General features: G+C 39.4%; 11 protein-coding genes. 6 read left to right on the top strand and 5 right to left on the bottom strand.

Features of this window, described 5'->3' with window-relative positions:
- Positions 1-10 precede the first annotated feature (10 nt).
- The 3 genes from K8F54_RS13965 to K8F54_RS13510 all read left to right on the top strand — a co-directional run bounded on the left by K8F54_RS13965 (position 11) and on the right by K8F54_RS13510 (position 1,145).
- Positions 11-85 carry a hypothetical protein gene (locus K8F54_RS13965; RefSeq protein WP_363299882.1) on the top strand — a complete coding sequence of 25 codons (75 nt, stop codon included), beginning with the start codon at positions 11-13 and terminating at the stop codon, positions 83-85.
- A gap of 99 nt (positions 86-184) precedes the next feature.
- Positions 185-535, top strand: a complete 351-nt coding sequence (locus K8F54_RS13515) for a MauE/DoxX family redox-associated membrane protein (RefSeq protein ID WP_290791802.1) — start codon at positions 185-187, stop codon at positions 533-535.
- Position 536: 1 nt separating this feature from the next.
- Positions 537-1,145 (top strand): alpha-ketoglutarate-dependent dioxygenase AlkB, encoded by a 609-nt coding sequence (locus K8F54_RS13510; RefSeq protein WP_363299880.1) that lies wholly within the window; start codon positions 537-539, stop codon positions 1,143-1,145.
- A 38-nt stretch (positions 1,146-1,183) separates the two neighbouring features.
- On the opposite strand, the gene K8F54_RS13505 is transcribed toward K8F54_RS13510, so the two are convergent.
- Positions 1,184-1,963, bottom strand: a complete 780-nt coding sequence (locus tag K8F54_RS13505) for a S1/P1 nuclease (RefSeq protein ID WP_290791801.1) — start codon at positions 1,961-1,963, stop codon at positions 1,184-1,186.
- 85 nt (positions 1,964-2,048) lie between these two features.
- On the opposite strand from K8F54_RS13505, the gene K8F54_RS13500 reads away from it, so the two are divergent.
- From K8F54_RS13500 to K8F54_RS13490, 3 genes are read left to right on the top strand one after another with little or no spacing between them, the layout of a single operon-like run.
- Positions 2,049-2,981 carry an alpha/beta hydrolase gene (locus tag K8F54_RS13500; RefSeq protein ID WP_290791800.1) on the top strand — a complete coding sequence of 311 codons (933 nt, stop codon included), beginning with the start codon at positions 2,049-2,051 and terminating at the stop codon, positions 2,979-2,981.
- Positions 2,982-3,023: 42 nt separating this feature from the next.
- Complete coding sequence (locus K8F54_RS13495; RefSeq protein WP_290791799.1) at positions 3,024-4,361, top strand: DUF819 family protein; 1,338 nt, start codon at positions 3,024-3,026, stop codon at positions 4,359-4,361.
- A 48-nt stretch (positions 4,362-4,409) separates the two neighbouring features.
- Positions 4,410-5,117, top strand: a complete 708-nt coding sequence (locus K8F54_RS13490; RefSeq protein WP_290791798.1) for a DUF4369 domain-containing protein — start codon at positions 4,410-4,412, stop codon at positions 5,115-5,117.
- On the opposite strand, the gene K8F54_RS13485 is transcribed toward K8F54_RS13490, so the two are convergent.
- Genes K8F54_RS13485 through idi form a run of 4 tightly spaced genes read right to left on the bottom strand, consistent with a single transcriptional unit; the run spans position 5,114 to position 7,311 of the window.
- On the bottom strand, positions 5,114-5,380 hold the full coding sequence (locus tag K8F54_RS13485; protein ID WP_290791796.1) for a hypothetical protein: 267 nt from the start codon (positions 5,378-5,380) through the stop codon (positions 5,114-5,116). The two genes, K8F54_RS13490 and K8F54_RS13485, sit on opposite strands and share 4 nt — an antisense overlap.
- 38 nt (positions 5,381-5,418) lie before the next feature.
- Complete coding sequence (locus K8F54_RS13480) at positions 5,419-6,396, bottom strand: type I phosphomannose isomerase catalytic subunit (RefSeq protein ID WP_290791793.1); 978 nt, start codon at positions 6,394-6,396, stop codon at positions 5,419-5,421.
- The gene (locus K8F54_RS13475) at positions 6,389-6,796 is read right to left on the bottom strand and encodes a 6-carboxytetrahydropterin synthase (RefSeq protein WP_290791792.1); all 408 of its coding nucleotides are present in this window, start codon (positions 6,794-6,796) and stop codon (positions 6,389-6,391) included. Before K8F54_RS13475 ends, K8F54_RS13480 begins: the two co-directional genes overlap by 8 nt.
- Positions 6,793-7,311 carry an isopentenyl-diphosphate Delta-isomerase gene (gene idi, locus K8F54_RS13470; protein WP_290791791.1) on the bottom strand — a complete coding sequence of 173 codons (519 nt, stop codon included), beginning with the start codon at positions 7,309-7,311 and terminating at the stop codon, positions 6,793-6,795. The genes K8F54_RS13475 and idi overlap by 4 nt, the downstream gene beginning before the upstream one ends.
- Between the last annotated feature and the right edge of the window lie 265 nt (positions 7,312-7,576).

The following is a 7,576-nucleotide window of genomic DNA, read 5'->3' as shown; positions in this document are numbered from 1 at the left end:
TGTTTCCAACTTGGCATCGGGAGTATATGTAGTACAAATAAATGGAGAACAAGCTAGCGTTGTAAAACGACTCATTAAAGAGTAAACTTGTAAACCAAACTATTAAATAAGAAAAACCCCCTTCCAAACGGAAGGGGGTTTTTTATAATTAGCGTACATTTGAAATTCAATTAAAGCAGGACTTATGTTACCATGGCATCAATATCTTTTGGGCGTATTACTCGTGATGGCTGGATTTAATCATTTTAGAGTGCCAAAAATTTACGAACGCATTATGCCTCCCTACTTTCCTGCCACCAGTACTATGGTTCTAATAAGCGGGATTGCAGAAATGGTATTGGGACTCATGTTGCTGAACAAAGACACCCAAACATATGCTGCCTGGGGAATCATCGCCATGTTACTTGTATTTTTTACGGTACATATACATATGCTTCAACATAAAAATGCCTCCTTAAAACTACCTAAGTGGTTGTTAATACTCAGAATACCATTGCAATTTATATTGATCTATTGGGCATTTTTATATACCTAAAGTGAAAGAAATAGTTTCAGAAAAACAAGGAATTCAACACCTCAACCTTCCCGATTCGGATATAATTTACTATTCCGACTTCCTTTCACATGAAATAGCTTCAGAATATTTCAGTAGATTAAAAAATGAAACTGCTTGGCAGCAAGATTCTATTAAAGTCTTCGGAAAAATTTACAAGCAACCACGACTCACTGCCCTATACGGAACGGAAGGAAAATTGTATGCCTATAGTGGGATCACTATGTTTCCGAAGCCATTTAACACAATTTTAGAGGAAATTAAAACCAAGGTAGAACTCATTTCCGAAGCTACTTTTAATACGGTGCTGCTCAACTTCTATCGAGATGGAAACGACAGCAATGGTTGGCACAGTGATAATGAAAAAGAATTGGGTAAAAACCCCTGCATTGCTTCAGTAAGTCTGGGAGCCCCTCGTTTTTTTCACCTAAAGCACCGCACCAATACTTCACACCGATACAAAGTACTTTTAGCACATGGGAGTTTGTTGTTTATGAGAGGAAAGACACAAGAATGCTGGAAACACCAAATTCCGAAGACCAAGAAAACACTACCTCCTCGAATCAATTTGACTTTTAGAAAAATTGACTAGCAGTGATACTTCAGAAATAAATACCGGGAAGCTTTACACTATGAAAAAACTTCATTCAGGAGTTTTGCAAGGCGTAGACCCCCTTTTTGAAGTTGCGTACGTACCACATTTACATAGTCATACATATATAAATAACCCAAATTTTCTCCGCTTTTAGTGGTGCTATACACCTTTTCACACAAAGCGCGACTTTCGTACATCCAATCGTTTACAGAACCATTTTGAATGGCTGCTATCTGTCGCTGACTAAGCATCGGACTATTATCTGCCAACTCTAAATATGACATCTGATAACTTTCTATAATCCGTTCATCCCACACATTATGTAGATTGGTTCCTTCATCGAACCATTGTACCTGAAACTTGTTACCTCCCCTATCATCTGCCATACCTACATGGAGTGGCTGATGTAAGTCTCCTAAAAAATGGACCAATAACTTTAGGTGAAACACTTTTTTATCTTTTTGAGCTGCATCGTCTTTGAGCACTTCCAGGCACTTATAGATGGCTGTGTAAATATCGCCTTTTTCACTTTTTGGATGGGCCTCGTAGGTACTGTCAAATGGAAAGTTCACATAGTGCCAAGGGGCATATTGGCGATAGGCGTCATCGCTCCTAATTTCATCGGCGAATGTCGAAACAAATGCCAAGGATTGTCCATGCAAGAGATCCTTGATTTCACGTGCCGCTTTTTTGGTCAAATGTCGCTGTGCAATTTCGCCCACAACACGATGCCCGGTGCGGCCCCAATCATCTATGGCTCCTATAGCAATTGAACTTGTAAAAAGGAATAAAAATAAAAATGGAAGCGATTTCATATACAAACAATTTTCACAAAGATAGGGGGATAAACAATTTAATGGTAATTTTAGAGTTCAAAATTAAGCTCTTAACAACTCCAGCATGAAGATATACGCTATTGCCTTCTTATTTTTAATGAACTTCGGAATCAATTTTGCCCAGGAAAGCAAGCCGATTGGGGAAGAAGTTAGTATTCCCCCATTGGTGGAAGGTGAACTGCTTGTTCCAAAATCATCCGAAAAAGTGCCGCTAGTGATATTAATTGGTGGCTCAGGTCCCATAGATAGAAACGGAAATCAGATGATGTCTAAAAACAATTCATTGAAGTACTTGGCTGAAGGATTATTCGATAAAGGAATTGCCACGTTCCGATATGATAAGCGCCTCGTAAAGATTATGAAAATGGGGGCGATCGACGAGAAAAAGATTCGTTTTGATCATTTTGTGGAGGACGCTATTGCTATTATTGATCACTTAAAAAAGGACGCTCGTTTCTCCAAAATCATAATCGCAGGCCATAGTCAAGGATCGCTGGTAGGCATGATAGCTGCTAAAGACAGGGTCGATGGCTTTATATCTATTGCAGGAGCTGGGCAAGAAATCGATGATGTGATTGTGGATCAATTAGAAAAACAAGCACCGGGCTTAAAGGATAATGCACGACAGGCATTTGACGATCTACGCGTAAATGGTACGGCTCAAAACTACAGCCCTGGTTTGGCTTCGATTTTCAGACCTGCCATTCAACCCTTTATTTTCAACTGGATGGAGTACAATCCGGCGGTTGAAATAACAAAATTAGACATGCCGGTGCTTATCATCAATGGCGATAAAGATCTACAAGTGGCTATTTCGGAAGCAGAATTACTTCAACAGGCAAAACCCGATGCACAATTGGAAATTGTTGAGAATATGAATCATATCTTCAAAAAAATAAAAGGGGACGATCTGGAAAATCAAAAATCGTATAACGAAACGAATCGGCCCGTCATGCCCGAACTAATAACTATTATAAGTGTTTTCGTTTTAAAATAATGTTTCCCCAAGAAATTGTATTTTGCAGCAAAATATAAATTCATGCAGGATACAACCACCGAAATACTAAAAGACACCACCCCTTTCTTAACCAATGACACCATAGTGTTTGGTGTATTAATGGTCGCTTTGGGAATTATTTTCTACACTTCTTCCAAGGAAACCGGTTTTTGGAACACCTTTTACAAATTTGTCCCTGCCCTATTCATGGCATACTTTATTCCTGCATTATTTACAACTTTCGGACTTATAGCTCCGGAATGGGTTAGCATTTCTGAAACGGGTGAAGCTGTTGAAAAAAGTACAAATTTATACTATATGTCCAGCAGGTATCTCTTACCCGCTGCATTAGTATTAATGACGCTAAGTATCGATCTAAAGGGTGTATTTAATTTGGGACCCAAAGCATTGATCATGTTCTTAACAGGGACTGCAGGTATTATTATAGGAGGCCCCGTTGCGGTTTTAATTATAGGAACTGTTTGGCCCGAGGCAGTAGGCGGTGTAGGCGCAGATGCCGTGTGGCGAGGACTTTCAACACTTGCGGGAAGCTGGATCGGTGGCGGTGCCAATCAAACTGCCATGCTCGAAATATACGGTTACAATCAGGCTTTATATGGTGGTATGGTGTTCGTAGATATTGTCGTTGCAAATATCTGGATGGCCATTATTTTAATCGGAATTGGAAAATCGGCTCGAATCGATAAATGGTTGAATGCAGATACATCGGCCATTGAAAGTTTAAAAGAGAAGGTTTCTTCCTATACCAAAAAAGTAGATCGAAATCCATCGCTTTCCGATCTTATGATACTTGCTGCCATTGCCTTCGGAACTGTTAGTTTTGCGCATTTTGGGGCGAATTTCTTAAGTGGCTTTTTTGCCGATGTGGTCGCCGGAATTCCAAAAGGCATTACCCGTAACATCTTTACCTTTTTAGATTCCAGCTTCTTTTGGATGATTTCGATAACTACCGTAATTGGAGTCATCCTTTCGTTCACTAAAGCGAGAAGTTATGAAGGAGCCGGTGCCAGTAAATTTGGCAGTGTATTTATTTATATTCTTGTGGCCAGCATTGGAATGAAAATGGATCTTACCTTGATCTTTGATAATTTCGGACTCATACTTATAGGTATTGTTTGGATGATTATTCATGCAGGTCTACTCATATTAGTAGCGAAACTCATTAGAGCGCCCTATTTCTTTTTGGCCGTTGGAAGTCAGGCAAATGTTGGTGGCGCGGCTTCGGCACCCATCGTCGCTTCGGCCTTTCATCCATCCTTGGCGACCGTTGGCGTATTGTTAGCTGTGTTTGGTTATGCCATTGGAACCGTTGGTGCTATATTGTGTACCGTCTTAATGCAATTAGCTGCCGGCGCATAGGATTTCTTTTAAAAAACACGCATCTTTGCTGCCCTAATTTTTATCAATATGAAGTACTCTTTTTTGGTTATAAGCGCGCTACTAATCCTTGTAAGTTGTGGTAAGAATGAAAACGAAATGTTCGTTTCCGGAAACGTTAAAGGCCTTAAAAAAGGGAAAATCATTCTTCTAAAAGCGCAGGACACTACGCTAATAGGGATAGATACCTTGACCATCAATGGAGATGCGACCTTTTCATTTTCAGAAATTGTTGAAAGTCCCGAGTTATACTTCTTGCAATTACAAATAGAAAATGAATCCTTAAAAGACAAGCGGCTTTCCTTTTTTGCGGAACCGGGAGAAATTACCATCAATACCACCTTGGATAATTTTACAACAAAGGCGGTTATTTTGGGATCGAAAAATCAAGAAAAATTTGAGGAATACCGAAAGTTAATGAGGCGCTATACCGATAGAAATTTAGACTTGATAGAAGAAGAATTGAATGCTGTTCGAGAGAACAATGATAGCCTTATTGAAGCTATTCAGAAAAAAAGAAAAAGTACTACCACCGGGCGCTATCTGGCCACGGTTAATTTTGCCATCAACAATAACGACTACGAATTGGCTCCTTATTTGATGTTGAGTGAGGTCTACGATGCCAATGTGAAATATTTGGATACCGTGTACAAGTCGCTTACCCCAAAAATAAAAGACTCTAAATACGGTAAAGCATTAGAGTCTTATATAGTAGAAATAAAAAAGTCGGAAAATTAAAGTGCGTTAATCTTATCGATTAATTTTCGCCCTCGATCTTCCAATTCTTTGTTAATCGCTTTGAAGTGCTGCTTCTTATTTTCAACCTTCTTATCGTTTACCTTTTCGATCAATTCGTCGAAAGTTGCAATAGCATCGTCGATGATCGCTTCCGCTTTTTTATTATCTTTTGTAGGATTAGTTAGTTCCCAGATATACACCGCTTCGATGATATCTCCTAGAACGTAATTAATATCTCTTTTTAGAATTCGTACACTTGCCATAATTAAAAATTTTTGCAAAAATACTACTTAACAGCGTATTACGGAATATAAACTTCCAAAAATGTGGCGTCATTAGTTTCGATTTCTATTTTATCAATACAGGCAGGAATTAAGATGGTTTCACCTTTTTTAAACCCAGTTGAGGCGGCTTCATATTTTAAGACGGCACTTCCCGCCACACACATATACACCACAAATGAATCTATATTCGACAAGTCTCTTACTAAATCTTGAGTAAGCTTCAGTTTGTTGGTTTCAAAATACCGATTCGTTTTCAGCAAAACCGGTTTATTTTCTAAATTCGAATAGGTAACTTTAGCTTTTGACGCTTTGTAATCTATGGCGTCTAGCGCCAAATCGGTATGCAGTTCCCGAAGCGTTCCATCCATGTCGGGGCGATCCCAATCATAGATTCGATAGGTAATATCTGAAGTTTGCTGAATCTCAGCCAAAACAATTCCGGCACCAATCGCATGCACTGTACCGGGAACAATAAAAAAAGCATCTCCTGCTTGCACCTTTTCCTCATGTAAAATTTCCGTCAGTTTGTTTTCTGAAAGAAATCTTAGGTAATTCACTTCGTCCATATCGCGATTGAATCCCAAAATAAGCCTTGCGTCTTCTTCGGCGTGAAGAATATACCACATTTCGGTCTTTCCGAAGCCATTGTGCCTTTTTTGGGCCAATACGTCGTTGGGATGTAATTGAACGGAAAGATCCTCTCGTGCATCGATAAATTTGAAAAGTAGCGGGAATTTATTTCCGAATTGCTCATAGGTCGTCTTTCCCACCAATTGTTCCTTATATGTTTCAATAAGTTCGGTAAGTAGTGTCCCTTTTAGCGGTTCATTTGCTACCACCGAAACATTGTCCTCAACTCCGGACAGTTCCCAGCTTTCACCAATATTTCCGGTTCCTTCCTTCTGAAAAATAGAAGCAAGCTTTCCTCCTCCCCACACTTTTTCCTTTAGTATTGGAGTAAATTTTAATGGATATAAGGGAGGTTTTTTATCCATTATAGACAACAAAATTACGCGGTGTTTCGTAGAGTTTTACTGAAATATCATATTTAGCATGCAATCGCTTCCGAAGCCTATTCCATATCTCAATGGCAATATTTTCGACCGTTGGATTGACGTTTTGAAAAGCGGCTACTTCAAGATTTAAGTTCTTATGGTCAAACGGGTCTTCAATTTCTTCCTTGATAATATCCTTCAGAATTTTAAAATCCATCAAAAATCCAGTCTCCGGATCAATCACTCCCGAAACACCCACTTCCAATTCGTAATTATGTCCGTGATATTTGGGATTACTGCATTTCCCGAAAACCTCTAGGTTCTTTTCGTCACTCCATCCCTCTTTGTATAAACGATGCGCGGCATTAAAATGGGCTTTTCTGTAAACAGTTAGACTCATACGGTTAGGTGTTGGTAAAATTTGTCGAATATAATCTTGAACCATTCGGTGTACCGATTTGGGTTTTGGATGATATCCTCTTTTATGTCTTCTAAGGACATCCATTTCCATGCGGCCACTTCATCTTTATTGATTATGGGAGCATCGTTGTATTCCCCAACCAGAATATGGTCGTATTCGTGTTCGGTCAAGCCGTTATCGAAAGGCGCCTTATAAATGAACGAAGTTGTCTCCCGAAGCGGCGTTGTGAAACCCATCTCCTCTTGTAATCTTCTTTTCCCTGCTTCAAGCGATGATTCCCCGTCTCGTTGGTGGCTGCAACAGGTATTGGTCCACAATCCGGGGGAATGGTATTTGTGCATAGCCCTTTGTTGCAGCATCAACTCATTGGCATCGTTAAAAATAAATACTGAAAATGCACGGTGAAGTAATGCTTTTTGATGTGCTTCCAGTTTTGGCATAAGCCCAATTTGTTCATCCTTTTCATTTACAAGGATTACCTGTTCTTCTTCCATCGCGAACTCTTGTTTTTCTCAAAAATACAAAATACGGGGCTGTTCTTAATAACAAAAGACGCTCAAAGTTTAATTTGAACGCCTTTTAAAAGAAATTAACTTGGTTAATTAATTCTGTATAATAAACATCGAACGTCGGTTGAGTTGGTGTTCCTCTTCGGTACAATCCACCCCATCGGAACATTGATTGGTCAATTGTCTTTCTCCATAACCCTTGGCAGATAGTCGCTTCTTGTCAATGCCCTTGTCTACCAACCATTTCAAG

Origin of the sequence: Altibacter sp., from assembly GCF_019913785.1 — a bacterium.
In the GTDB taxonomy this organism is placed as follows: Bacteria; Bacteroidota; Bacteroidia; order Flavobacteriales; family Flavobacteriaceae; genus Altibacter.
The sequence above is the reverse complement of the archived record's forward strand: the minus strand, read 5'-3'. Positions and strand labels throughout refer to the sequence as shown.